This is a genomic window from Streptomyces sp. NPDC046308 (assembly GCF_055588065.1).
The window spans coordinates 90,603-115,248 of sequence record NZ_JBVJFB010000007.1 but is presented as its reverse complement, the minus strand read 5'-3'; the positions used below and the strand labels follow the sequence as shown (position 1 = coordinate 115,248).

Annotated in this window: 23 protein-coding genes; all 23 read left to right on the top strand. The window is 71.0% G+C overall.

Annotation, left to right across the window (positions count from 1 at the left end; all coding sequences use genetic code 11):
• The first annotated feature begins 5 nt into the window (after positions 1-5).
• The 23 genes from ACZ6JT_RS26460 (at position 6) to ACZ6JT_RS26350 (ending at position 24,617) form a co-directional block, all read left to right on the top strand.
• The gene (locus tag ACZ6JT_RS26460) at positions 6-1,625 is read left to right on the top strand and encodes a GMC family oxidoreductase (RefSeq protein WP_469213465.1); all 1,620 of its coding nucleotides are present in this window, start codon (positions 6-8) and stop codon (positions 1,623-1,625) included.
• Positions 1,618-2,229 (top strand): DJ-1/PfpI family protein, encoded by a 612-nt coding sequence (locus tag ACZ6JT_RS26455; RefSeq protein WP_469213463.1) that lies wholly within the window; start codon positions 1,618-1,620, stop codon positions 2,227-2,229. The genes ACZ6JT_RS26460 and ACZ6JT_RS26455 overlap by 8 nt, the downstream gene beginning before the upstream one ends.
• Entirely contained in the window at positions 2,229-2,672 is a 444-nt protein-coding gene (locus ACZ6JT_RS26450) for a VOC family protein (RefSeq protein ID WP_469213461.1), read from the top strand. The genes ACZ6JT_RS26455 and ACZ6JT_RS26450 overlap by 1 nt, the downstream gene beginning before the upstream one ends.
• Position 2,673: 1 nt before the next feature.
• Positions 2,674-4,497 carry an AGE family epimerase/isomerase gene (locus tag ACZ6JT_RS26445; RefSeq protein WP_469213459.1) on the top strand — a complete coding sequence of 608 codons (1,824 nt, stop codon included), beginning with the start codon at positions 2,674-2,676 and terminating at the stop codon, positions 4,495-4,497.
• A 37-nt stretch (positions 4,498-4,534) separates the two neighbouring features.
• The gene (locus ACZ6JT_RS26440; RefSeq protein WP_469213457.1) at positions 4,535-4,879 is read left to right on the top strand and encodes an STAS domain-containing protein; all 345 of its coding nucleotides are present in this window, start codon (positions 4,535-4,537) and stop codon (positions 4,877-4,879) included.
• The gene (glgX, locus tag ACZ6JT_RS26435; RefSeq protein ID WP_469213455.1) at positions 4,876-7,029 is read left to right on the top strand and encodes a glycogen debranching protein GlgX; all 2,154 of its coding nucleotides are present in this window, start codon (positions 4,876-4,878) and stop codon (positions 7,027-7,029) included. Before ACZ6JT_RS26440 ends, glgX begins: the two co-directional genes overlap by 4 nt.
• A gap of 16 nt (positions 7,030-7,045) precedes the next feature.
• A complete protein-coding gene (locus ACZ6JT_RS26430; protein WP_469213453.1) occupies positions 7,046-7,357 on the top strand; it encodes an STAS domain-containing protein in 312 nt (103 codons plus the stop codon).
• Between the two features lie 14 nt (positions 7,358-7,371).
• Complete coding sequence (locus ACZ6JT_RS26425) at positions 7,372-7,827, top strand: ATP-binding protein (RefSeq protein WP_469213905.1); 456 nt, start codon at positions 7,372-7,374, stop codon at positions 7,825-7,827.
• Positions 7,809-9,068: a PP2C family protein-serine/threonine phosphatase gene (locus ACZ6JT_RS26420; protein WP_469213451.1), complete on the top strand. Its 1,260-nt coding sequence runs from the start codon at positions 7,809-7,811 to the stop codon at positions 9,066-9,068. Before ACZ6JT_RS26425 ends, ACZ6JT_RS26420 begins: the two co-directional genes overlap by 19 nt.
• Positions 9,069-9,812, top strand: a complete 744-nt coding sequence (locus ACZ6JT_RS26415) for a MinD/ParA family ATP-binding protein (RefSeq protein ID WP_469213449.1) — start codon at positions 9,069-9,071, stop codon at positions 9,810-9,812.
• A 69-nt stretch (positions 9,813-9,881) separates the two neighbouring features.
• Entirely contained in the window at positions 9,882-10,622 is a 741-nt protein-coding gene (locus tag ACZ6JT_RS26410; protein ID WP_376618641.1) for a type 1 glutamine amidotransferase domain-containing protein, read from the top strand.
• 32 nt (positions 10,623-10,654) lie between these two features.
• A complete protein-coding gene (locus ACZ6JT_RS26405; protein WP_469213446.1) occupies positions 10,655-12,139 on the top strand; it encodes an aldehyde dehydrogenase family protein in 1,485 nt (494 codons plus the stop codon).
• 24 nt (positions 12,140-12,163) lie between these two features.
• Positions 12,164-12,778 carry an NADPH-dependent F420 reductase gene (locus tag ACZ6JT_RS26400; RefSeq protein WP_469213445.1) on the top strand — a complete coding sequence of 205 codons (615 nt, stop codon included), beginning with the start codon at positions 12,164-12,166 and terminating at the stop codon, positions 12,776-12,778.
• Complete coding sequence (locus tag ACZ6JT_RS26395; protein ID WP_469213903.1) at positions 12,775-13,305, top strand: (2Fe-2S)-binding protein; 531 nt, start codon at positions 12,775-12,777, stop codon at positions 13,303-13,305. The genes ACZ6JT_RS26400 and ACZ6JT_RS26395 overlap by 4 nt, the downstream gene beginning before the upstream one ends.
• Before the next feature lie 5 nt (positions 13,306-13,310).
• A complete protein-coding gene (locus ACZ6JT_RS26390) occupies positions 13,311-15,716 on the top strand; it encodes a xanthine dehydrogenase family protein molybdopterin-binding subunit (RefSeq protein ID WP_469213444.1) in 2,406 nt (801 codons plus the stop codon).
• The gene (locus ACZ6JT_RS26385) at positions 15,713-16,543 is read left to right on the top strand and encodes an FAD binding domain-containing protein (RefSeq protein ID WP_469213442.1); all 831 of its coding nucleotides are present in this window, start codon (positions 15,713-15,715) and stop codon (positions 16,541-16,543) included. The genes ACZ6JT_RS26390 and ACZ6JT_RS26385 overlap by 4 nt, the downstream gene beginning before the upstream one ends.
• A 54-nt stretch (positions 16,544-16,597) precedes the next feature.
• Positions 16,598-17,854, top strand: a complete 1,257-nt coding sequence (locus ACZ6JT_RS26380; protein WP_469213440.1) for an MFS transporter — start codon at positions 16,598-16,600, stop codon at positions 17,852-17,854.
• Positions 17,851-19,362: an ATP-binding protein gene (locus ACZ6JT_RS26375; protein ID WP_469213438.1), complete on the top strand. Its 1,512-nt coding sequence runs from the start codon at positions 17,851-17,853 to the stop codon at positions 19,360-19,362. The genes ACZ6JT_RS26380 and ACZ6JT_RS26375 overlap by 4 nt, the downstream gene beginning before the upstream one ends.
• 12 nt (positions 19,363-19,374) lie before the next feature.
• A complete protein-coding gene (locus ACZ6JT_RS26370; protein WP_389019721.1) occupies positions 19,375-19,716 on the top strand; it encodes a nuclear transport factor 2 family protein in 342 nt (113 codons plus the stop codon).
• Between the two features lie 116 nt (positions 19,717-19,832).
• Positions 19,833-20,480: a TMEM175 family protein gene (locus ACZ6JT_RS26365; protein ID WP_469213437.1), complete on the top strand. Its 648-nt coding sequence runs from the start codon at positions 19,833-19,835 to the stop codon at positions 20,478-20,480.
• 72 nt (positions 20,481-20,552) lie between these two features.
• Entirely contained in the window at positions 20,553-21,869 is a 1,317-nt protein-coding gene (locus ACZ6JT_RS26360; RefSeq protein ID WP_469213435.1) for an IS701 family transposase, read from the top strand.
• Positions 21,869-23,038: an XdhC family protein gene (locus ACZ6JT_RS26355; RefSeq protein WP_469213433.1), complete on the top strand. Its 1,170-nt coding sequence runs from the start codon at positions 21,869-21,871 to the stop codon at positions 23,036-23,038. Before ACZ6JT_RS26360 ends, ACZ6JT_RS26355 begins: the two co-directional genes overlap by 1 nt.
• A gap of 136 nt (positions 23,039-23,174) precedes the next feature.
• Positions 23,175-24,617, top strand: coding sequence for a GuaB1 family IMP dehydrogenase-related protein (locus ACZ6JT_RS26350; RefSeq protein ID WP_469213432.1), 1,443 nt, complete (start codon positions 23,175-23,177; stop codon positions 24,615-24,617).
• Positions 24,618-24,646: the final 29 nt, after the last annotated feature.

Genomic DNA, 24,646 nt, shown 5'->3' with positions numbered 1-24,646 from the left:
GATCCGTGAGCGCGGAAGAGTACGACTACATCGTCGTGGGATCCGGCACCGCGGGCAGTGTCCTCGCGGGCCGGCTCTCCGAGGACCCGGACGTCTCCGTCCTCGTCCTGGAGGCGGGCGGCTCCCGGATCCCGCCCGAGGTGGACGACCCGTCCTCCTGGTACAAGCTCCTCGGCGGGCCCGTGGACTGGGGCTACACCAGCACCCCGCAGCCCGGTCTGGACGGCCGCCGCACGTACGAACCGCGCGGCAAGGCCCCGGGCGGCAGCAGCAACCTCTACATCATGATGCACATCCGCGGCCACGCCTCGGACTTCGACAACTGGGCCTACCAGGGCGCCGCCGGCTGGGCGCACGAGGACGTGCTCCCGTACTTCGCCCTGCTGGAGGGCCAAGAGGACGCCACCGCCGCCACCACCGGCACCCGGGGTCCGCAGCGGATCACCAACGCCGGGCGGCACGGCCCCAACCCGGTCTCGCGCGCCTTCATCGACGCCGCCGTCGAGCTGGGCCACGAGGAGATCGCCGACTTCAACACCGACGGCCCCCGGCGCGGCCTCTTCGGCACCGGCTGGCACCACATCGACGTCGCCGACGGCCGCCGCCAGGGCGTACTGGCCGCCTATCTGGAGCCCGCGCTCGGCCGGCCGAACCTGACGCTGCGCACCAACGCGCAGAGCACCCGGCTGCTCTTCGACGGGGACACCTGCACGGGCGTCGAGTACGCCCAGCTCCGGGCCCCCGCCGCGCTTTCGCACGCCGCCGCCCCCGGCCGGACCGTGGGCGACGGGCACAGCAGTGCCGCGGAACCCGGGCTGCACACCGTACGGGCCCGCCGCGAGGTGATCGTGGCCGCCGGGGCGATCGAGTCCCCGAAGCTGCTGCTGCTCTCCGGCATCGGCCACCCCGAGCAGCTGCGCGAGCACGGCATCGAGGTCACCGCGGCCCTGCCCGGGGTCGGCGAGAACTTCCACAACCACGTCCTGACCGGGCTGATGGCCGAGGTCACCCAGGAGCTCCCGCCGCCGGCGCAGAACTTGTCCGAGAGCGCTCTTTTCCTGTCCTCGCGGCCCGGACTGCCCGCGCCCGACCTGCAGATCGCCTTCGTCCACGTGCCCTTCGACGTGATCGTCGGCCAGGACCACCCCAACACGGTGTCGATCCTGCCCGGTGTCGTACGGCCGGTCTCGCGCGGCTGGATCAGGCTGGCGAGCGCCGATCCGCTGGCCCATCCGCTGATCAACCCGAACTACCTGGGCGACCGCTGGGACCTGGAGCGGATGGTGCAGGGCGTCAAGACCGCCCGGGAGATCTTCGCGACCTCCGCCTTCTCCCCCTGGTACAAGCAGGAGCTCCAGCCCGGACCCGGCTACGTGTCCGACGACGACCTGCGGACCTTCGTGAAGCAGAAGTCGGAGAGCTACCACCACCAGGCGGGCTCCTGCCGGATGGGCATCGACGACCTCTCCGTCGTCGACCCCGAGCTGCGGGTGCACGGCGTACGGAACCTGCGCGTCGTCGACGCCAGCGTGATGCCCGCGGTCCCGTCGGGCAACTGCCACACCGCCATCGCGATGATCGCCGAGCGCGCGGCGGACTTCCTGAGGGGGACCTCCCGTGCCTGATGCCGTCCTGCGCGAGGGCGCGCTGTCCGGGACCCGGATCGCGGTCCTGGTCGAGAGCGACTACTACGAGCCGGAGATCTTCTACTACCAGCACCGGTTCGCGGAGGAGGGCGCCGAGGTCGACTTCCTGACCCGGCTGTGGGGCAACGACTCCATCACCTTCTCCGGGCACGAGTACCGGGCGCCGTTCACCGCCGACAAGTCCCTGGAGGGGCTGAGCGACGAGGACCTGCGCCGGTACGCGGCGATCATCGTGCCCTCCGGCATGGTGGCCGACCGGCTGCGTTACACCGAGGACGTCGACGTCCTCGCCCCGGCGACCGAGCTGCTGCGCCGGGCCTTCGAGGAGCCGACGGTCCTCAAGGGGATCATCTGCCACGGCATGTGGCTGGCTTCCTCGATCCCCGGCAAGATCCGCGGCCGCAAGGTGGTCTGCCACAACAACCTGATCGGCGACGTCCGCAACATGGGCGGGGAGTACGTCGACGAGGACGTGGTGGTCGACGGCGACCTGGTCACCGGCCGCACCGGCGCCCACCACCACCTCTTCGCCCGCCGGATCATCGAGCTGATCGCGGCCGGGCGGGGCCGGGGGACGGCCTGATGGCGGGCCCGGTCTGGTCGCACGTGGGCCTCAACTGCGTGGACCAGAAGACCACGGAGGACTTCTACACCCGCTACTTCGGCTTCTCCCGGGCCCGGGTGGTCGACCTCGGGGAGTCGCAGATCGTGTTCCTGCGCAAGGGGGACGCGTACCTGGAGCTCTTCGCGGCGGGCACCGAACCGGCCCGCCCCGCACACCAGGACGGGCCGCAGGCCCCGGGCCGGATGCGCCACCTGGCCTTCCAGACCGACAGCGTGGACGCGTTCCTGGCCGAGCTGGGCGACGCGGCCGAAGTGACCCTGGGGCCGCTGGACTTCGACGACTTCATCTGCGGCTGGCGGACCGTGTGGGTCCGCGATCCCGACGGGGTGATCGTCGAGGTCAGCCAGGGATATGAGGACGACCGCTCTCACGAGGGCTCTCACGACAAGGACGGTGCTTGACATGGCGGACGCCGTGAGCTTCTCCTTCTCCGACACCATCGCCGGCTACGTCGAACGCTTCGACTCCGGGGCGCGCGTGCTGCGTCTGAAGACCTCCGACGGGCGCGAGTTCGACGTCTCGCTCGCCGGCGACCCCAGCGCCGAGCTGGTCCGCAACCTGGACGAGCCCTACATCGACGCCTCCGGGCACATCGACGAGATGCTCTCGCCGGGCCGGTTCCTCTTCGTCTACGGAGTCCACTACCCGGAGCGCGGCGGGCGGTTCGACGCCAAGCGGCTGGTCTTCCTGGGCCGCGGCGCCGAGGACTTCCGCTTCGAGGAGCCCAGCTGGTGGATCAAGCAGATCGAGTCGCTGGCCGACTTCTACAAGCGGGCGCAGTTCGGCGACGGGCCGGTGGACTTCACCGAGTACCGCACCGAGATCCGGCTCGGCGGCGACAAGACCGCCAGTCACGTCCAGGAGACCGACACGATCTCCCGGCTGGTCTACGGCATGGCCTCGGCCTACCTGCTGACCGGCAAGGACGAGTACCTGGAGGTCGCCGAGCGCGGCACCGAGTACCTGCGCAAGCACATGCGGGTCGTGGACAGCGAGGAGGACGTGGTCTTTTGGTACCACGGCATCAGCGTCGACGGGGACAGCGAGCGCAAGCTGTTCACCTCGGAGTTCTCCGACGACTACGACGCGATCCCGATGTACGAGCAGATCTACGCGCTGGCCGGCCCCATCCAGACGTACCGGGTCACCGGTGACGTCCGGATCAAGAACGACGCGGACGCCACCATCCGGCTGTTCGACAAGTTCTTCTTCGACCCGGAGCAGGGCGGCTACTACTCGCACATCGACCCGATCCTGTTCAGTGCCGACCACGAGTCCCTCGGCGAGAACGCCGAGCGCAAGAACTGGAACTCCGTCGGCGACCACGCGCCCGCGTACCTGATCAACCTGTACCTGGCGACGGGTGAGCAGAAGTACGCCGACTTCCTCGAGTACACCTTCGACACCATCGCGGACAAGTTCCCGGACTACAAGAACAGCCCCTTCGTCCAGGAGCGCTTCTTCCGCGACTGGTCGCACGACACCGCCCACAGCTGGCAGCAGAACCGCGCGGTGGTCGGCCACAACCTGAAGATCGCCTGGAACCTGATGCGGATGAACTCGCTGAAGGCGAAGCCGGCGTACGAGGACCTCGCCAGGAAGATCGGCGAGATCATGCCGGCGGTCGGCAGCGACGTGCAGCGCGGCGGCTGGTACGACGTCGTCGAGCGGATCAAGTCCGGGGACGAGGAGACGTATCGTTTCGCCTGGCACGACCGCAAGGCCTGGTGGCAGCAGGAGCAGGCGATCCTCGCCTACCTCATCCTGCACGGCACCGTCGGCGGCGAGGCGAACCTGCGCGAGGCCCGCCAGGCGCAGGCCTTCTACAACACCTTCTTCCTCGACCACGACGAGGGCGCCGTCTACTTCAACGTGCTCGCCAGCGGTATGCCGTACCTGCTCGGCACCGAGCGCCTCAAGGGCAGCCACTCGATGTCCATGTACCACTCGGCGGAGCTCTGCTACCTCTCCGCCGTCTACAACAACCTGCTCATCAACGGCCGGGAGATGGACTTCCACTTCCAGCCCGACCCGACCGACCTGCCCGACCGCGTCCTGCGCGTCTCGCCCGACCTGCTCCCGGCCGGCTCGGTGCGGATCGCGTCCGTGGAGATCGACGAGAAGCCGTACGAGGAGTTCGACGCGGACGAGCTGACCGTCCACCTCCCCGACGTCCAGGACCGGGTGAAGGTCAAGGTCCGGCTGCGGCCGACCGCAAAGAAGTAGCGCTCAACGGGGGGCGCCCCAACCAGAGGGGAAGGCAATGACTCTCAACGTCAAGGAACGCCGGAACAAGACGGGCACCGTGCTCGTCGCCACCGGTGAGATCAACAGCGAGACGTCCGGTTCGCTGCTCCAGGCCCTGCTGCCGCTCGTCCGCGAGGGCAAGCCGCTGAAGATCGACCTCACGGCCGTCAGCTACGTCTCCAGCGCGGGCCTGCGCACGCTGCTCGTCGTCTACCGCGAGGCGCAGCACGCCGGCGTGGCCGTCACCCTCTACGGGGTGAGCGAGGAAGTCCGGTTCGTCATGTCGGCCACCGGCTTCCTCGACTTCTTCGAGACCGGCGAGGCCGTCGCGGCCGCCGCCAAGGCCAAGGCCGCGCGATGACCGAGACCCGGTCCGAGCAGGTCCTGCGCGTCGACGCGTACCCGACCCACGAGGTGGGCGGGTACCGCGTCCGCGCGGGCAAACCGTTCCCCTTCGGGGCCAACGTGGTCCCCGGCGGGGTCAGCTTCTCCGTCTTCTCCGACCAGGCCACCTCCATGACGCTGGTCATCTACAAGCGCGGAGAGCCCGAACCGATGGCCGAACTGGAGTTCCCGGAGGAATTCCGCACCGGCAGCGTGTTCGCCATGACCGTCTTCGGCCTCGACCACGAGAACATCGAGTACGGGTACCGGGCCGACGGCCCCTACGACCCGGTCACCGGCCACCGCTTCGACGCCCGGCAGGTCCTCTCCGACCCGTACGCCCGGCTGATCGCCGGCCGTGACGTGTGGGGCGTGGAGCCGGACCGCAGCCGCGGCTACCAGTACCGCTCCCGCGTCTGCCTCCAGGACTTCGACTGGGGCGACGACACACCGCTGGGCATCCCCGCCGAGGACCTCGTCATCTACGAGGCCCACGTGCGCGGCTTCACCCGGCACCCCAACTCGCAGGTCACCGCGCCCGGCACCTTCGCCGGGCTGCGCGAGAAGATCCCGTACCTCAAGGAACTCGGCGTCAACTGCATCGAGCTCCTGCCGGTGTTCGAGTTCGACGAGAGCGACAACCCCCGCTCCAACCCGGAGACGGGCGAGCGGCTCTTCGACTACTGGGGCTACAACACCGTCTCCTTCTTCGCCCCCAAGGCCGGCTACGCGGCCACCGGGCGCTACGGGATGCAGGGCGACGAGTTCCGGACGCTGATCAAGGACCTGCACGCGGCCGGCATCGAGGTCATCCTCGACGTCGTCTTCAACCACACCGCCGAGGGCAACGAGCAGGGCCCGACGATCTCCTTCAAGGGGCTCGACAACGCCACGTACTACATGCTCACGCCCGAGGGGTACTACTTCAACTTCAGCGGCACCGGCAACACGGTCAACTGCAACCACCCCGTCGTGCGCAACTACGTGCTCGACTGCCTGCGCCACTGGGTCGCCGACTACCACGTCGACGGCTTCCGCTTCGACCTCGCGGCCATCCTCGGCCGGGCCCTGGACGGCACCCCGCTGCCCAACCCGCCGCTGCTGGAACTGCTCGCCTACGACCCCGTCCTGCGGCACACCAAGCTCATCGCCGAGGCCTGGGACGCCGGCGGCCTCTACGAGGTCGGCAACTTCCCGGCGTACGGCCGCTGGGCGGAGTGGAACGGCAAGTACCGCGACACCGTGCGCCGCTTCCTCAAGGGCGACGCCGGCGTGACCGGCGAACTGGCCACGCGCATCGCCGGCTCGCCCGACCTGTACTCCAGCCGCGGCACCGCGGCCTCGGTCAACTTCCTGACCGCGCACGACGGTTTCACCCTCGCCGACCTGGTCTCCTACAACGACAAGCACAACGACGCCAACGGCGAGAACAACAACGACGGCGCCAACGACAACAACAGCTGGAACTGCGGCGCCGAGGGGCCCACCGACGACCCCGAGATCAACGCGCTGCGGACGCGGCAGATGAAGAACGCCCTCGCCATCCTCTTCACCAGCCAGGGCATTCCGATGCTGCTGTCCGGCGACGAGGTCGCGCGCACCCAGCAGGGCAACAACAACACGTACTGCCAGGACAACGAACTTTCCTGGTTCGACTGGGACCAGGTCGACCAGAACGCCGAGCTGCTCCGGTTCACGCGGGAGATGATCGCCTTCCGCAAGCACCACCGGGAGCTGCGCTCCACCGCCCACCCCACCGGACAGGTCCGCGAGAACCTGGGCCTGCCGGACATCAGCTGGCACGGGGAGCGGGCCTGGCAGCCCGACTGGTCGTCCGAGAGCCGGCTGATCGCCGTGGCCCGCTGCGGCACCGGGGACGACGACGTGGTGTACGTGGCGATGAACTCGCACTGGGAGTCGCACGACCTGGAACTGCCCGCCCTGCCGGGAGGCCGGAGCTGGCACCTGTTCGCCGACACCGGGGCCGAGGCACCGCACGACATCCGCACCCCCGGCGGCGAGCAGGAACTGGACAACGCCGGGAAGTACCTGATCGGCCCGCGCTCGGTCGTGATCCTGGTGGGCCGTACCCGTACCCCGCTTTCCGAGACGACTGAGATGCCGTGACCGAAGGAGACCTGACATGCCGCTTTCCGTGTCCCTGAGCATCGAGGGCGACACCACCGTCATCGAGCTGACGGGCGAGCTGGACGCCAAGACCGCGCCGGACTTCCACCGGACCATCGAGAAGGCCGCCGGGCACGGCACCAGCACGGTCGAGATCAGGATGGCCGGCGTGGGCTACATGGCCAGCGCCGGACTGCGCTCCCTGGTCTTCGCCCAGCAGAAGGTCGCGAACGACGTCACCATCAAGGTGGTCGGTGCCATCGAGCCCGTCTCCCGGACCATCCGGACGGCCGGACTCGACAGGAGCATCGTCCTCGCCGATGAGTGACCGCCGTGACTGACATGGCCGAACTGGCGAGGACGTCCTGCCTGCTGGAGGTGCCCGCGACGGTGGGGGCACTGGGCGAGATCGCCGCGTTCGTCCTGCGGCTGGCCGCACGGGCGGGCCTGGACAAGAGCGCCACGTACCGGATCCGGCTGGCCGTGGACGAACTGGCCACGAACATCGTGATGCACGGGTACCGGGGCGGTGGCGGACGGATCACCGTCCGCGGCCGCTCCGGCCCGGGCGGGGTGCAGATCACCATCGAAGACGCCGCACCCGCCTTCGACCCCGTCGAAGGCCGCCTGCCGCCCGTCCCCGGGGTCCCCCCGGAGGACCGGCGGATCGGCGGCCTCGGCATCCACCTGGCGCTGACCAGTGTGGACGAGTTCAGCTACGCGCACCGGGACGGCCGCAACATCAGCACGCTGACCGTGAAGGCTGAGGAGACGGACCGATGCCCTCCACGACCGTGATCATCCTCGATGCGGACCCGTCACCGCCGCCCGAGCTCCTGCGGGCCCTGCGGATCATGGACGCGGAACTCGTCCCCCGCACGCTGACGGAGCTGCTCGCCGGCCCGCTGGAACTGCTGCCCGTCGCGGACGTGCTGCTGGCCCCGGCCGAGTCCGACGGGGAGTCCGTCCGGACGGCCGTGCGCCGGCTGCGCCGCTGGGCCGGCGCCCCCATCGTGGTCGTCTGGACCGTGACGGAGTTCGCCGCCCTGGAGGCGCACGTCCGGATCGGGCACGACTACCTCGTACCCCCCTTCCTGCCCGCCCTCGTCGGGGCCCGGCTGCACAGCTGCTCGGAGCGCGCCGGACTCGGCCGCACCCTGCGGGAGGCCGACGCCCGCGCCGAACTCATGGGCTACGAGAAGGAACTGGAGATCGGCCGGGAGATCCAGGCGGGCTTCCTGCCCGAATCACTGCCCGTACCGGCGGGCTGGGAGATCGACGTGCGCTTCCGGCCCGCCCGCCAGGTCGCCGGTGACTTCTACGACGTCTTCGAGATATCCCGCGGCCGCCGGCTGGCGTTCGTCGTCGCCGACGTCTGCGACAAGGGGGTCGGAGCCGCGCTGTTCATGGCGCTCATCCGCTCCCTGCTCCGGCACACCGCGCAGAACAGCGGCCTCCAGCACCTGGTCGCCGCCGGGCGCGCCGGAGGCAGCCGGCGCATCCCGGTCGTCGGCGCCACGCCGCTGCTCAACGCGGTCACCGCCACCAACGGCTACCTCACCCGCAACCACCTGCGGCAGGGCTACTTCGCCACCCTGTTCTTCGGGGTGCTGGACCCGCTCACCGGCAGCCTCGTCTACATCAACGGCGGCCACAACCCGCCCCTGCTGCTGCCCGCCGACGGCAGCCCGCCCCGGGCCCTGGACGTCACCGGCCCGGCCGTCGGAGTCCTGCCCGACGTCGTCTACACCCTCGGCTACGCCCAGCTGGACCCGGGCGACACCCTCTTCGCCTTCACCGACGGAGTGCCCGAGGCCCGCTGCCCGAGCGGCAGTTTCCTCGGCGACGAACGCATGCTGGAACTGCTCGCCGGCCCGCCGGTGAGCGGCAAGGACGTGGTCGACCGGATGGACCTGGCGGTGCGCGAGCACACCGGCACCGCGGAACAGCACGACGACGTCACCATGCTGGCCCTGCACCGGCCACGCGCGGCGCGGGGGCCGCACGCGGACGGTACCGGTCACAGGGTGGTGGCCTAGATGGCCCGCACCATCGTGGTGCACTCGCACCGCGGTGGCACCGGGAAGTCCTCGGCCATGGCGAACCTCGCGCTGCTGATCGCGGCCCAAGGACGCCGGGTGGGACTGGTGGACACCGACATCCAGTCACCCACCCTGGACCTGCTGTTCCGGCTCGGACCCGGTTTCTCCCTGGCCGACTACCTCCTCGGCCGCTGCGAGATCGAGACCACCGCCCAGCAGGCGGGCGCGCCCGGGCTGTACGTCGTACCGGCCCGGACCGGGACGGCCGCCCTGCGCGAGATCATGACCAGCGGCTACGACGTGGGGATGCTGCCGGAGGGCTTCGACAGGCTGGCCGAGCACCACGCGCTCGACGTGCTGCTGCTCGACACCCACGCCGGACTCAACAACGAGTCGGTGTCCGCCATGGCGAGCGCCGACGTCCTGATGATCATGGCCCGGGCGGACCGGATCGACCTGTCCGGGGTCGAGGAGACCATCGCCCTCGCCGGCCGCCTGACCTGCCGGCGGACCGTGGTGCTGAGCATGGCCCCCGAGGGCATGGACCGGGACCGGGCTCGGCGGCGCGCCGAGGAGGTCTACGGGGCGCCGCTGGCCGGAATCCTTCCGTACTCGCCGGAAATGGCGGCGCTGTACGGGGAACGCATATTCGCAGACGCCCACCCCGACCACCCCCTGGTCGGTGAATTCCGCACCATCATCTCGGCGTTGGACGCACGTGACGAAGTATCGCGGGCCTGACGTCACCCCCTTACGCCCCTTCCGGGGGGCGTGTTGAATCGGCAGCGAATCCAGAACAAGGAGAGAATCATGAAGATTCTCGTCGTCATGACGGCCAAGGCCACACTGCATCTGCTGGACGGCGAACAGCATCCCTCGGGATTCTGGGCCGAGGAATTCGTCGTACCCTTCACGCTCTTCAAGGCGGCGGGCCACGACGTGGACGTGGCGACGATCGCGGGCCGCGCGCCCACCGTCGACCAGACGAGCATCGACCCCCAGTTCCTCCAGTGGGTCCGCCCCCAGGGCTCGCCCGACGAGGACGCGGCCAATGCCGCCGAGTACGTCCGGGTCATCGGGGAGACCCCCCAGCTGAGAGCCCCCCTCGCGCTGGAGGACCTCACCGAGAAGGACATCGCCGACTACGACGGCGTGTACGTCAGCGGCGGCCACGGAGCCATCGGCGACCTCCCCAAGTCCGACGAGCTCGCGCAGATCCTGCGCTGGGTCATCGCCCAGGACAAGCCGCTCGCCACCGTCTGCCACGGCCACACCTCGCTGCTCGCGCTGCGCGACGGCGAAGGCCGCTGGCCGTTCGAGGGCTACCGGATGACGGCCTTCTCGCACAGCGAGGAACTGGTCACCAACATGGCCGGCCGGCTCCCGCTGATCCTCGAGGTCGAGCTCACCCGGCTCGGCGCGCGCTACGAGAAGGCCGAAGCCATCTGGGACTCGCACGTGGTCGTGGACCGCAAGCTGACGACCGGCCAGAACCCCTACTCCTCCAAGGCCCTCGCCGAGACCTTCTTACGGCAGCTCGCGAAGGGCTAGAACCGCCCCGCACCCGACACCGGAAGGCAGCCATGACCAAGCGTGAGCTGAGCGGCCAGCCCCTCGCGAACCCCGGGAAACTGTTCATCGGCGGCAAATGGGTCCCGGCCCGGGACGGCCGTACCGAGCCGGACATCAGCCCCGTGGACGGGCAGGAGATCGTGCCGGTGGCCCAGGCCGCCGCCGCCGACGCGGACGCGGCCGTCGCCGCCGCCCGCACGGCGTACGAGGAAGGCCCGTGGAGCAGACTGTCCGCCCAGGAACGCGCGCTGCGGCTCAACCGGGTCGGTGAGCTGATCGAGCGCGACCTGGAGGAGATCGCCCTGCTGGAGACCGTGGACATGGGCAAGCCGTTCGCCTTCTCCAGCACGGTCGACGCCCCCATGGCCGCCCAGCTCATGCACTACTACGCAGGTGCCGTGACCCGGGTCGACGGCTCCTCCCGGGCCCCGGCCGGCGGCCAGCTCGCCTACACCCTGCGCGAACCGCTGGGCGTGGTCTGCGCCATCACACCGTTCAACTTCCCGCTGCTGCTGTCCATGACGAAGATCGCGCCGGCCCTCGCGGCGGGCAACACGGTGGTCCACAAGCCCTCCCCGGCCACCCCGCTCACCGCCCTGAAGATCGCCGAGCTCTTCCAGGAGGCGGAGATCCCGGACGGCGTGCTGAACGTGATCACCGGTCCCGGCGTGGAACTGGGGGAGACCCTCACCGACCACCCGGACATCGACAAGATCGCCTTCACCGGATCCACCGTGGTCGGCCAGTCGATCATCCGCAAGGCGGCCGGCACCCTGAAGAAGGTGACGATGGAGCTCGGCGGCAAGTCCGCCAACATCGTCTTCGCCGACGCCGACCTCGACGCCGCCGAGGAACTCGCCTTCTTCGGCATCTACTACAACAAGGGCGAGATCTGCACCGCCGGCTCCCGGCTGCTCCTGCACCGCCCCATCCACGACGAGATGGTCGAACGCCTCGTCCGCCGGGCCGCCGCCCTCAAGCCCGGCGACCCGCGCGACCCGGCCACCCTCTTCGGGCCGCTGGCCCACCGCGGCCAGTTCGACAAGGTCAGCTCCTACATCGAGGTGGGGGAGAAGGAAGGCGCCGTGCTGCGCACCGGCGGCACCGGCTGGACCCCCGAGGGCGCCTCCAGCCAGGGCCTGTACTTCCTGCCCACCGTCTTCACCGGCGTCGACAACGGCATGCGGATCGCCCAGGAGGAGATCTTCGGCCCGGTCCTGTCGATCATCCCCTTCGACACCGAGGAGGACGCCGTGCGCATCGCCAACGACAGCGCGTACGGCCTCGCCGCCGGCGTCCACACCAAGGACCTCCGGCGCGCCCACCGGGTCGCCTCGCAGATCAAGGCCGGCACCGTCTGGGTCAATTGCTACAACCAGTACGACCCCTCCGTGCCCTACGGCGGCTACAAGGCCTCCGGATACGGCCGCGAGTGCGGCCCCGAGTCCCTGGAGAGCTACACCCAGACCAAGTCGGTCTGGATCGGCATGGACTGAGACCCCCTTCCCGAAGGAGCGGCAATGCGCACAGGCATCATCGGCACCGGGCGGATCGGCTCGACCCTGGCCAGGATCCTGGTGGCGGCGGGCCACCAGGTCGTCCTCGCCAACGCCCGTGGCCCGCAGACCCTCGGCCCGCTCGTGGCCGAGCTGGGACGGGCGGCCTCGGCGGCGCACCCCGCCGAGGCCGCCGGCCAGGCCGAACTCCTGGTGCTGATGGTGCCCTTCGACAGCGGGCGGGGCCTGCTCCCGCCGCGCGTCGTGCAGGACAAGGTGCTGGTGGACGCCACCAACGCGTTCGCCGGCCCCGCCGCACCCGCCGACCTCGGCGGGCGCGGCTCCAGCGACCTGGTCGCCGAGTGGTACCCCGGCGCCCAGGTCGTGAAATCCCTGAACACCATGCATTTCGAAACCCTCGCCGTCGCCGGGACCGCTTCCGGAGAGCGCCTGGCGCATTACACGGCGGGCGACGACGCGAAAGCGAAGGAAATCGTCGCGGGAATCATCACGGATCTGGGATTCGCGCCCGTCGACACCGGCCCGTTGCACTCCGGAGGAATTCTCCAGCAGCCCGGCGGGCCCCTTTTCAACCGGCCGCTCACGGAAGCGCAGGCGCTGGCATGGATATCACACTGAATGTGAACGGAAGACCGGAGCAGTTCTCGGCGGAGCCGAACGAACTGCTCGTGGAACGGCTCCGCGCCGGCCTCGGACTGACCGGCACCAAGGTCGGCTGCGACACCGGCCAGTGCGGCTCCTGCGTCGTCCGGCTCGACGGCAGGTCCGTCAAGAGCTGCCTGGTCCTCACGGCCTCGGCCGCCGGCGGCGAGGTGGCCACCATCGAGGGCGTCACCACCCCCGGCGGTGAGCTGACCGGCCTCCAGGAGGCACTGCGCCAGGAACACGGCACCCAGTGCGGCTTCTGCACCCCCGGCATGGTCATGGCGCTCGGTGAGCTCGTCGACACCACCGCCGGCGGCGAGGCCCCCACCGAGCCCGAGATCCGCGAGTGGCTCACCGGGAACCTGTGCCGCTGCACCGGCTACCACAGCGTCGTACGGGGAGTGCAGCGCGCCTGCGCGGCCGCCCGCGCCGAGGAGCCCGGGGCCCTCTCCGCGGCCGGCGCCGGCCCCGCGCCGGCCGCTGCCGGACAGGAGGTGTGAGGGACATGACCGCAGTGACGGGGGACGCCCCTGCCGTGGGAGGCGGAGTGCTCGGGCAGCCGCTGGACAGCCGCGAGGACCCGCAGCTGCTGCGCGGCGAGGCGACGTACGTGGCGGACATCGACCTGCCGGGCACCGCCCACATGGCCATCCTGGGCAGCACGGTCGCCCACGCGAGGATCCTCTCCATCGAGACCAAGGCCGCGGAGCAGCTGCCCGGCGTGCTGAAGGTGGCCACCGCCGCCGACTTCACCGACGTGATGCCGCTGCCCTGCATCTGGATACCCGGCGGGGTCGAGAGCCACTTCCCGCCCCACCCCTACGGACTTCCCGGCGCCCGCCCGGTCCTCACCGGCGATGCCGTGCGCCACGTCGGCGACCCGATCGCCGTGGTCGTCGCCGAGACCCCGCGCCAGGCCGCCGCCGCGCTCGCCGCCATCGCCGTCGAGTACGAGCCGCTGCCCGTGGTCACCCGGGCCGACGAGGCGCTCGCCGACGGCGCGCCCCAGCTGCACGAGGCGGTCCCGGGCAACCTCAACGCGTACTGGACCTGCGGCGACAAGGACCGCACCGACGCGGCCATCGCCGAGGCCGAGGTCACCGTCGAGCTCGACCTGGTCAACCAGCGCACCATCAACAGCCCCATCGAGCCCCGCGGAGCGGTCGGCGACTACAACGCCGCCACCGGCGAATACACCCTCTACGCCTCGACCCAGGGCCCGCACAACCACCGCTTCCTGCTCTCCGCGCTGGTCCTCGGCATCCCCTTCAACAAGCTCCGGGTGATCGCCCCGACCGTCGGCGGCAGCTTCGGCACCAAGGGCTACCTCTACCCCGACATGGCGCTGGTCCTGCTGCTATCCAAGGCGCTCGGCCGGCCCGTGAAGTGGGTGGACACCCGCACCGGACTGATGAACTCCACCGTCCAGGGCCGCGACCACCGCCAGCACGTCACCCTCGCCGGTACCCGCGACGGGCGCATCACCGCCGTGCGCGCCACCAGCTACGCCAACCTCGGCGCGTACCCCTCCACCATCGGCCCCGGGGTCGCCACCGCCCTGATGGGCCGCTCCATCAGCGGCATGTACGACATCGACGCGGCCTTCTGCGAGGTCTACGCCGCCTTCACCAACACCGTCCCGCTCGGCGCCCAGCGCGGCAGCGGGCGGGCCGAGGCCGCCTTCCTCATGGAGCGCCTGGTCGACCGGTACGCCTGCGAGATCGGCATGGACCCGGTGGAGGTACGGCGCAAGAACCTGGTGCCGAAGGAGAAGTTCCCGTACGACAACGGTCTGGGCTGGACCTACGACTCGGGGAACTACCGGCTGAACTTCGACCGGGCGATCGAGCTGTCCGGCTACGCCGACATGCCCGCCCGCAAGGCCGAGGCCCGTACCCGCGGCAAGCGCCTGGGCGTCGGCCTCGCCACCTACGTCGCCATCTGCGGGGTGGGCCCGTCCACCCGGATGTCCCAGGAGGGCATGCTCGGCGGCACCTGGGAGAGCGCGAACATCCGCGTCCACCCGACCGGCGAGGTCACCGTCACCGTCGGCTCCGCCTCCACCGGCCAGAGCCACGGCACCGTCTTCGCGATGGTGGCCGCCGACGAGCTCGGCATCGACCCGGACACGATCCAGGTCCTCGAAGGCGACACCCAGAAGGCCCCGTACGGGCAGGGCACCTACGGCTCGCGTTCCTACAGCATGGCCGCGCCCGCTGTCGCCCTCACCGCACGCAAGATCAAGGCCAAGCTGGTGAAGGCCGGCGCCGTGTTCCTGAACGTCCCCGAGGAGAAGGTCGTCTACGAGGGCGGCAAGGTCCACGAAGAGGGCAACCCGGAGAACACCAAGACCTTCGCCGAGCTGGCCATGGCCATGTGGTACGGCTGGGGGCTGCCCCCGGAGATCGAGCCGGCCCTCGACGAGACCACCCACTTCGACCCGCCGGACTTCAACTACCCCTTCGGGACGCACGTCGCGGTCGTCGAGATCGACGAACTGACCGGCGAGACCGAGGTCGTCGCCTACACCGCCGTCGACGACGCCGGGAACATCGGCAACCCGAAGATCGTCCTCGGGCAGATCGAGGGCAGCATCGTGCACGGCCTCGGCCAGGCCCTCATGGAGGCCGCCGAATACGACGAGAACGGACTGCTCGTCAGCTGCGACCTCAACCACTACGCCCTGCCGCGCGCCGCCGACGTGCCGTTCTTCGCGCTCGACAAGACCGTCACGCCCAGCCCGCACAACCCGCTCGGCGCCAAGGGCGCCGGCGAGATCGCCACCGTCCCGCCCGCCGCGGCCGTCGTCAACGCCGTCGTGGACGCCCTCTCCGACCTGGGCGTCCGGCACATCGACATGCCGCTCACCCCCGAGAAGGTCTGGCGCCGCCTGAGAGGGGAATCCCAGTGATCCTCACCGAGTTCGACTACGTCCGGCCCGCCGGCCTCGACGAGGCCCTGGCCCTGCTGACCGGGACGCGCGGCGCCCGGCTCCTGGCCGGCGGCCAGAGCCTCCTGCCCGACCTGCGCACGGGCGCCGACCACGCCCGCCTGCTGGTCGACATCAGGCAGCTCGCGCAGCTGCGGGGCATCCGGCGCGAGCTCGGAGGCGGACCGCTGCGGATCGGGGCCCTCACCACCCTCACCGAACTGGCCACGGACCCGCTGGTGCTCGCCGCGGCACCCGAACTGGCCGCCGCGGCCCGCGCCAACGGCGACCCGCAGGTCCGCAACCTCGGCACCGTCGGCGGCAACCTCGCCGCCGCCGGCCGGGCCACCGACCTGCCGGTCGCCGCCATCGCCGCGGACGCCGTGGTCGAACTGGCCGGCCCCGACGGGCGGTCGGCCCTGCCGGCCGAGGAGTTCGCGGCCGGCGGCGCACCCGCCGCCGCGGTGCTCACCGCCCTGCTGGTGCCCGCCTCCGGCCCGGCCGCCGCCTTCGAGAAGACCGCCGACCGGGCCACCCGCTACCCGGTGTGCGCCACGGCCGTACGGATCACTCCCGGCGGGCCGCGCATCGCCGTCACCGGGGCCACCCCCCGCGCGCTGCGGCTGCGCGGGGTCGAAGACCGCCTGCGCGGGGGCCCGTACGGCACCGACGCCGTCCTCGCGGCCTTCCGCGCCGAGCCCCGGGAGCTCTTCGTCCCCGGGCGCGGCACCTCGGCCGAGTACCTCGGCCACCTCGCGGGGGTACTGACGGCCCGAGCCTTGCAGAGGGCCGAGCAGGCACGCGCCTGATCGCCCACCACGGGGCCCGGGCAGGGCCCCATCACGGGGGAGTTGAGTGAAGCAGTGGCCGAATCATCGAAGACGACCACGGGGACAACCGTGCACCCGGCGGCACCCGCGGCCGGTGCGCCCAGAGGCTCCGGCTTCTGGGTGGTGGGAGCGGTCCTCGTCCTGCTGATGCTCTCCTCCTCCGTGCCCTCCGCCCTCTACGTGCTCTACCAGCAGGAGTGGGGCCTGTCCTCCGGCACCATCACGGTGGTCTTCGCCCTGTACGCCGTCACCGTGCTCGCCGGCCTCCTGCTGTTCGGGTCCCTCTCCGACACCCTGGGCAGGCGCCCGGTCCTGGCCGCCGGGCTGGTCCTGGCGATCGTCTCCATGGTCCTGTTCGCCGGGGCCCAGGGGCTCGGGCTGCTCCTCGCCGCCCGCGCCGTCCAGGGCCTGGCCGTGGGCCTGGCCACCGGGGCGATGGGGGCGGCCCTGCTGGAACTCAGCCCCGCGACCAGGCCCGCGCTCGGCGCCCAGGTCAACAGCGCCGGCCCGACCGTGGGCATCGGGCTCGGCGGGATCGGGGCCGGACTGCTCGTCCAGTACGCGCCCGCGCCGACCGTCCTGAGCTACCTGCTCCTGGTCGGGGCCTTCGCCGTGACCCTGGTGGGGGTGTTGCGGATGCGCGAGAGCGCGCCGGGCGCCGGGGGCCGCTTCCGGGTGGTCCCGCACCGGATCCGCGTACCCGAGGGCGCCCGAGGCCGCTTCGCCGTCCTCGTGCTGACCATCGTCGCCGTCTGGTCGGTGGGCGGCTTCTACCTCTCGCTCGGCCCGCACCTGGCGCTGTCGCTGCTGGAGTCCACCAACTACCTCGTCGGCGGCGCCACGGTGGCGCTGCTCGCCGGCGCCGCCACCGTCGCCCAGCTGATGCTGGGGGCCACCGCCGCCCTGCGCACCGCCGTACTCGGACTGCTCGGCCTGCTCGCCGGACTCGCCCTGGTGCTCCTCGCGCTGGGCCTCGGCTCGGCCGCGGTGTTCCTGGTGGCCACCGCGGTCCTCGGCAGCGGCTGGGGCGCCGCGTTCCTCGGCTCCTTCCGGGCGCTGAGCGCACTCGCCGAGCCGGCGCACCGCGGTGAACTGACCGCCGCCGTATACGTCTTCGCGTACCTCGCGATGAGCGTGCCGGCGGTCCTCGCCGGGATGCTCACCAACATCCACGGGCTGCACCGCACCTCCGTCGGCTTCATGGCGGCCGTCGCCGGGGTGTGCGCGCTGGCCCTGCTGGCCACCCTGCGACTGGCCGCCCGCACCAGGGCGGAGGAGGGCACGGTATGAAACCGGCAGAACTGCGGTCCGCCCTGAGCTCGCTGGAGATCTTCGAAGGGCTGACCGAGGACCAGCTGGACTGGCTGGTCTCGGTGTCCGAACCCAGGATTCTCGGCGACGGGGAAGTGCTCTTCCGGGACGGCGAGGAGGCCGCCGGCTTCCACGTCCTGCTCTCGGGCGGGCTGGTCGTCACCAAGGTCGTCGACGGCCGGGAGGAGGTGCTCACCCGCCACTCCACGGAAGAAGAGAGCGCTTCCGCCGAGGAACACGACGGAAAACCGTCGGCCGCCCACCGGTTCACGGGTGAACTGCCCCTGCTGACCGACGGCAACTACGTGGCCACCGCGGCCGCGAGCGGGCCGTCGACCACCGTCGTGGCGTACCCCAAGGCGGTCTTCTTCGAGATGCTCACCCGCTGCCACGGGGTGGCCGCCGTCCTGATCCCCGTCCTGGCCTGGCGGATCAAGTCCTCCGAGGTGCAGGCCCGCAAACGGGCCACCGTGGAGGCGCTCGGCACCCTCGCCGCCGGGCTCGCGCACGAGCTGAACAACCCGGCGGCCGCCGTGGCCCGGGCCGCGCAGGAACTGGCCCCGGCCCTGGACCGGCTCACCCGGACCGCCCAGGCCTGGGGCGCGGCCGCCACCGGCGCGGAGCGGGCCGTCTTCGACCGGCTCGCCGAGGAACTGGACAAGCTGCCACCGCCCGTGACCACCGACCCCTTCGCCCAGGCCGACGCCGAGGAGGAGATCGCCGACTGGGCCGAGGAGGCGGGCACCGAACGGCCCGGCCTGCTCGGCTCCGGGATCTCGGACCTCGGGCTGGAGCTGGGCTGGCTGCTGGCGCGGCTGGAGGGGGTCGGCGAGCCGGCCCTCGCCTGCGCCCTGGACCACCTGGCGGCGCTGCTGGAGATCCGCTCGCTCGCCGCGGAGCTCCGGGCGGCGGGTCCCAGGATCTCCCAGCTCGTCTCCGCCACCCGGGATTACGCCAATCTCGACCGGGCGCCCGAACAGCGCTTCGCGGTGACCGAGGGACTGGAGAACACGCTGGTCGTGCTGCGGGCCAAGCTCGGGGGCATCAGCATCGTGCGTGAGTACGAGCCCGGACTGCCCGAACTGACGGGCTATCCGAGCGAGTTGAACCAGGTGTGGACCAACCTCGTCGACAACGCCGCCGAGGCCATGGAGGGCGCGGGCGTACTGACCCTGCGCGCCCGGGCCGAGGGCGACTGCATGGTCGTCGAGATCTCCGACACCGGGCGCGGCATCCCCGCGGAATCCCTGCCGCGGATCTTCGAACCCTTCTACACCACCAAGGACGTGGGCAAGGGCACGGGCCTCGGGCTGCATCTGAGCTACCGCATCGTGACCCAGCGCCACCACGGCTCGCTCACGGCGCGCTCGCGCCCCGGCGAGACCCGGATGGTGGTCAGGCTGCCCTTCGCCGGCAGCGCCCAGTCCTGCGCCCCACCTGCTGAAACACCCGATACGGCGCCCATCGAGGGCACCCCGCCCGGTTGAAACGGAGTCGACATGGCCAAGTACGACATCTCCAAGCTGCACCCGGTGTTCGTCCGCCAGATGGAAGCGCTGGCGGCCCTGGACATCGAGGCGGTGATGAAGAACTACACCGACGACGCCGTGCTGCTGCGCTTCGAGGGGGTCTCGGTCGGCATCGAAGCCGTTCGCGAGACGTTCACCGGCTATCTCACGGTGAAGCCCACCCTCGTCGAACTCCAGGAGTACGTCGAGACCGAGGACACCATCTTCTACCGGGCGATCATGAACCTGAACGGCGAACCGGAGCACGCGTTCGGGACACTCGTCGTCCGCGATGGCCGAATCTGGCGGCAGACCGCCGGCTTCGGCGGCTGACGGCCGAAACCTGGGTAGCGTGTGCGGGGAGGGCGGGAGAACGCCCTCCCCGTATGTGTGGCATACCGTGCGTGTGCAGACGGCGCATATATGCGAGCGGTGGCAAAGGGGAGGCAATGGAAAACGAAACCGGGCGGATCGAGGCATTCAGTGACGGAGTATTCGCCGTCATCATCACCATCCTCGTTCTGGAATTAAAGGTTCCGGAAGAAACGGGTTCCGAGTTCTGGCACGGCGTCCGGGAACAATGGCCCCATTACGCCGCCTACGTCGTGAGTTTCCTCATCATCGGCGTGATGTGGGTGAATCACCACACCATCTTCAGTCACCTGAGGAGGGTCGACCGCCCCTTGTTGTTCCTGAATCTCCTGGTGCTGATGGTGGTATCGGTGGTTCCTTACACCACCAACGTCCTCGCCGAACACCTCATGGAGGAAGGCGGCTCCGCCAATGCCGCGGCCGTCCTCTACAGCGGCGTCACCGTGGCCTACGCCTTGGCGTTCCTGGCTTTCTGGTGGTACGTCACCCGGGTCGGCCACCTCTTCCACGAAAAGGTGGACCGGGAGGGCGCACGCGCCACACGGGTGCGTTTCGGCCTCGGCGCCATCGCCTACCCCCTCACCGTCGTCCTTGCCTTCTACTCGGCGACGCTCACGCTTGTCGCACACTTCCTGATCGCGATCTACTATGCGGCGAACCAGATCCCCATCCCCCTCGTGGTAGAGGAAGAGCGGCTCGAAACTGCCAGCGACCTCAGGAAGTAGCCGCCGGGGCCTACGGCCGTTCTCCGCGGTCAAGTAGGGTATTGGATCTAGCTGGTCGCGGGGGAGGCCCAGATGGCTCGCGTAGTCCTGCCGGAGGATTCCACGAAGGAAATCTCCGAATTGATCGACGTCCTGATCTCTCTGCTCTTCGAGTCCTTACCCCGGCGGGACCAGCGAAACTGGGCCCGCGTTTATCTGAACGGATTGGTGCGGACCACCGGGAAGAAAACAATCCGTAACATAGCCGGAACAGGGGCCAGTTCCGTCGAGCAGAGCCTCCAGCAGTTCATCAGCAAGTCCCCCTGGGACTGGACCCCCGTCCGCCGCTCCCTCGCCCAGCACCTCGAACGCACCGCGCAGCGCCCCCTGGCCTGGGTGCTCCAGCCCATGGTGATAGAGAAGGCCGGCGACCGCTCGGTCGGCGTCGGCCGGCAGTTCGTCCCCCAGCTCGGCCGCACCGCCAACTGTCAGCAGGCGAGCGGGATCTGGCTCGCCTCCAGCGAGGCCAGCTTCCCGGTCGAATGGACCCTCACCCTCCCCGGGCCCTGGACCAGCGAACTCCTGCGCCGCCGACGGGCCGGCATCCCCGACACCGCCCGCTCCCTCACCCCCGCCCAGGACGCCGTACACGCCGTCCAGCGGATGGCCGCGACCTGGCAACTCCAGCGCCGGCCCGTGGTGATGGAGGTCGCCAACGGCGATCTCCCGCAGTGCATCGAGTCCTTCGCGCAGCAGGACATCCCCTTCGTCTTCAAGGTCGACGGCTCCCTGCCCGTCTCCTTCGGCGGCGCCGGCCGGCACAAACCCGGACCGCACACCGCCCCCGCCCGCGAACTCATCGACTCCCTGCGCTCCCAGCGCCGCGTCGTCGAATGGACGCGGCACGGCCGGGCCGAAGGCGCGGTGACCCTGCTGACCTCGGCCTCCATCCTCGCCACCCCCTGCGAGGACCGGCCCATGCCCGCGCCGCCCACCCCGCTGCTGCTGGTCGGAGCCTGGACCGAAGCCGCCCTGCTGCCCTCCGAGTTCTGGATCACCAACATCGGTGACCGCCCGCTCGCCCAGCTCTTCCTGCTCGCCAAACTCACCGACCGGGTCTCCCTGGACTTCACCGAGACCTGCGAACCGGTGGGCATCCGCGACTTCGAGGGCCGCTCCTTCCGCGGCTGGCACCACCACGCCACCCTCGCGAGCGTGGCCCACGCCGCCCGACTGCTCGCCACCCGGCCCGAGCTCCCCGGCGGCCACCCCGAGCCCGCCCGCCCCGCCGTCACCCGGCCGGCCGCCCCCGCGGCCCGGCCCGCCCCGGCCCGGCCGGCGACCCCGGCCGTACTGCCGCCGCGCCCGTACCTCCCCGGCCAGACCCCGCGCCGCGAGTACATCCGCTGATGCTCGACATAGCCGACGAGCTACGCGCGTGGTGTGCCGCCGAGCGGGAATTCGCGCTGGCCACCGTGGTGGCGGTCAGCGGGAGCGCCCCGCGCGGCCCCGGCGCCTCCCTCGCCGTCGACGCCCGGGGCACCGCCCTCGGCTCGATCTCCGGGGGCTGCGTGGAATCCGCCGTGCACGAGCTGTGCCTCGACGCCATCGCCTCCGGCGAAGGCGGCCTGCACCGCTTCGGCTACAGCGACGACGACGCCTTCGCGGTGGGCCTGACCTGCGGGGGAGTCCTGGACGTGCTGGTCACCCCGGTGCGCGGAGCCGACCCCGTGCGGCCCGTGCTCGGCGCGGTGCTCGACGCCGCCGCGGCGGGGAGCCGCGCCGCGCTCGCCCGCGTGGTCTGCGGCCCGCCCCGCCAGCTCGGCCGGGCGCTCGCCGTCCACGCCGACGGCTCCTACGAGGGCGGGCTCGCCGGCGGCCCCGCCCTGGACCGGGCCGCGGCCGGGCAGGTACGGGCCCTGCTGCTGGCCGGCCGCACCGGCACCGCCGAACTCGGCACCGCCGGCGGACTCTGCGGGGAACCGCTCACCCTGCTCGTCGAATCGGCGGCCGAACCGCCCCGGCTCATCGTCTACGGCGCCATCGACTTCGCCGCGGCCCTCGCGCGGATCGGCGCCTTCCTCGGCCACCGGGTCACCGTGTGCGACGCCCGCCCCGTCTTCGCGACCCCGGAGCGCTTCCCCGCCGCGGACGAGGTCCTCGTCGACTGGCCGCACCGGCACCTCGCCGCGGAATGGGCCGCCGGCCGCCTGGACTCCCGTACCGCCGTGTGCGTCCTCACCCACGACGCCAAGTTCGACGTACCGCTGCTGGCGCTCGCCCTGCGGCTGCCCGTGGGCTACGTGGGAGCCATGGGATCGCGGCGCACCCACGCCGAACGCGGGAGACGGCTGCGGCAGGAAGGGGTGAGCGACGCCGCGCTCGCCCGGTTGCGCTCACCCATAGGGCTGGACCTCGGCGGCGCCACCCCCGAGGAGACGGCCCTGGCCATCGCCGCCGAGTTCACGGCGGTGCGGCACGGAGGATCGGTGCTCCCGCTGGCCCGGCGCCGGGGCCCGGTGCACCGGCGGGAGGGGTCCGCCGCGTCGGCCCGCCCGGCCGGGACCAGGGTCCCGTAGGAAAGAACCAGGGGGCCCGGTATGTCCTGGACGATCGGACCGGACCGTGTGAACGCCAGGTCGTGGGAGAATGAAGTACGTGCGTTTCCTCGGCTGACCCGTCGAGGTACCTCCGATCGACTGGGATGTTCAGCACGTGCGTTTCCTCAATGACTCGAAGCCGCCGTACGACCTGACGTACGACGATGTGTTCATGGTTCCGAGCCGCTCCGCGGTAGGTTCCCGCCAGGGCGTGGACCTCTCCTCGCCCGACGGCACCGGCACCACCATTCCGCTGGTCGTGGCGAACATGACCGCCATCGCGGGCCGCCGGATGGCCGAGACCGTCGCCCGCCGCGGCGGCATCGTCGTCATCCCGCAGGACATCCCGATCGAGATCGTCACCGACGTCATCTCCTGGGTGAAGACCCGCCACCACGTGCTCGACACCCCGATCACGCTGGCACCCACCCAGACCGTCGCCGACGCGCTGTCCCTGCTGCCCAAGCGCGCCCACGGCGCCGGCGTCGTCGTCGACGGCGAGGGCCGCCCGGTGGGCGTCGTCACCGAGCACGACCTGACCGGTGTCGACCGCTTCACCCAGCTCTCGGAGGTCATGTCGAAGGAGCTGCTGCTCCTCGACGCCGACATCGACCCCCGTGAGGCCTTCAACAAGCTCGACGCCGGCCACCGCAAGCTGGCCCCGGCCGTCGACGAGGACGGCAAGCTCGTCGGCATCCTCACCCGCAAGGGCGCCCTGCGCGCCACCCTCTACACCCCGGCGACCGACGCCAACGGCAAGCTGCGCATCGCGGCCGCCGTCGGCATCAACGGCGACTTCGTGGCGAAGGCCAAGCAGCTGCTCGACGCGGGCGTGGACACGCTCGTCATCGACACGGCGCACGGCCACCAGGAATCGATGATCAACGCGATCAAGGCCGTCCGCGCGCTGGACCCGCAGGTCCCGATCGTGGCCGGCAACATCGTCGCCGCCGAGGGCGTCAAGGACCTCATCGACGCCGGCGCCGACATCATCAAGGTCGGTGTGGGCCCCGGCGCCATGTGCACCACCCGCATGATGACCGGCGTGGGCCGCCCGCAGTTCTCCGCGGTGCTGGAGTGCGCGGCCGAGGCGAAGAAGCACGGCAAGCACGTGTGGGCCGACGGCGGCGTCCGTCACCCGCGCGACGTGGCGATGGCGCTGGCCGCCGGTGCGTCCAACGTGATGATCGGCTCCTGGTTCGCCGGTACGTACGAGTCCCCGGGCGACCTCCAGCAGTCCGCCGACGGCCGCCTTTACAAGGAGTCGTTCGGCATGGCGTCGGCGCGTGCGGTGCAGAACCGCACGAGCGAGGAGTCGGCCTACGACCGTGCCCGCAAGGGCCTGTTCGAGGAGGGCATCTCCACCTCGCGCATGTTCCTCGACCCGGCCCGTCCGGGCGTCGAGGACCTGATCGACTCGATCATCGCGGGTGTGCGCTCCTCGTGCACGTACGCCGGCGCGGGCTCGCTGGCGGAGTTCGAGGAGAAGGCGGTCGTCGGCATCCAGTCCGCCGCCGGCTACGCCGAGGGCAAGCCGCTGCACGCCAGCTGGAGCTAGCCTCACTCTTCCGTGGCCCCGGCCGTCCC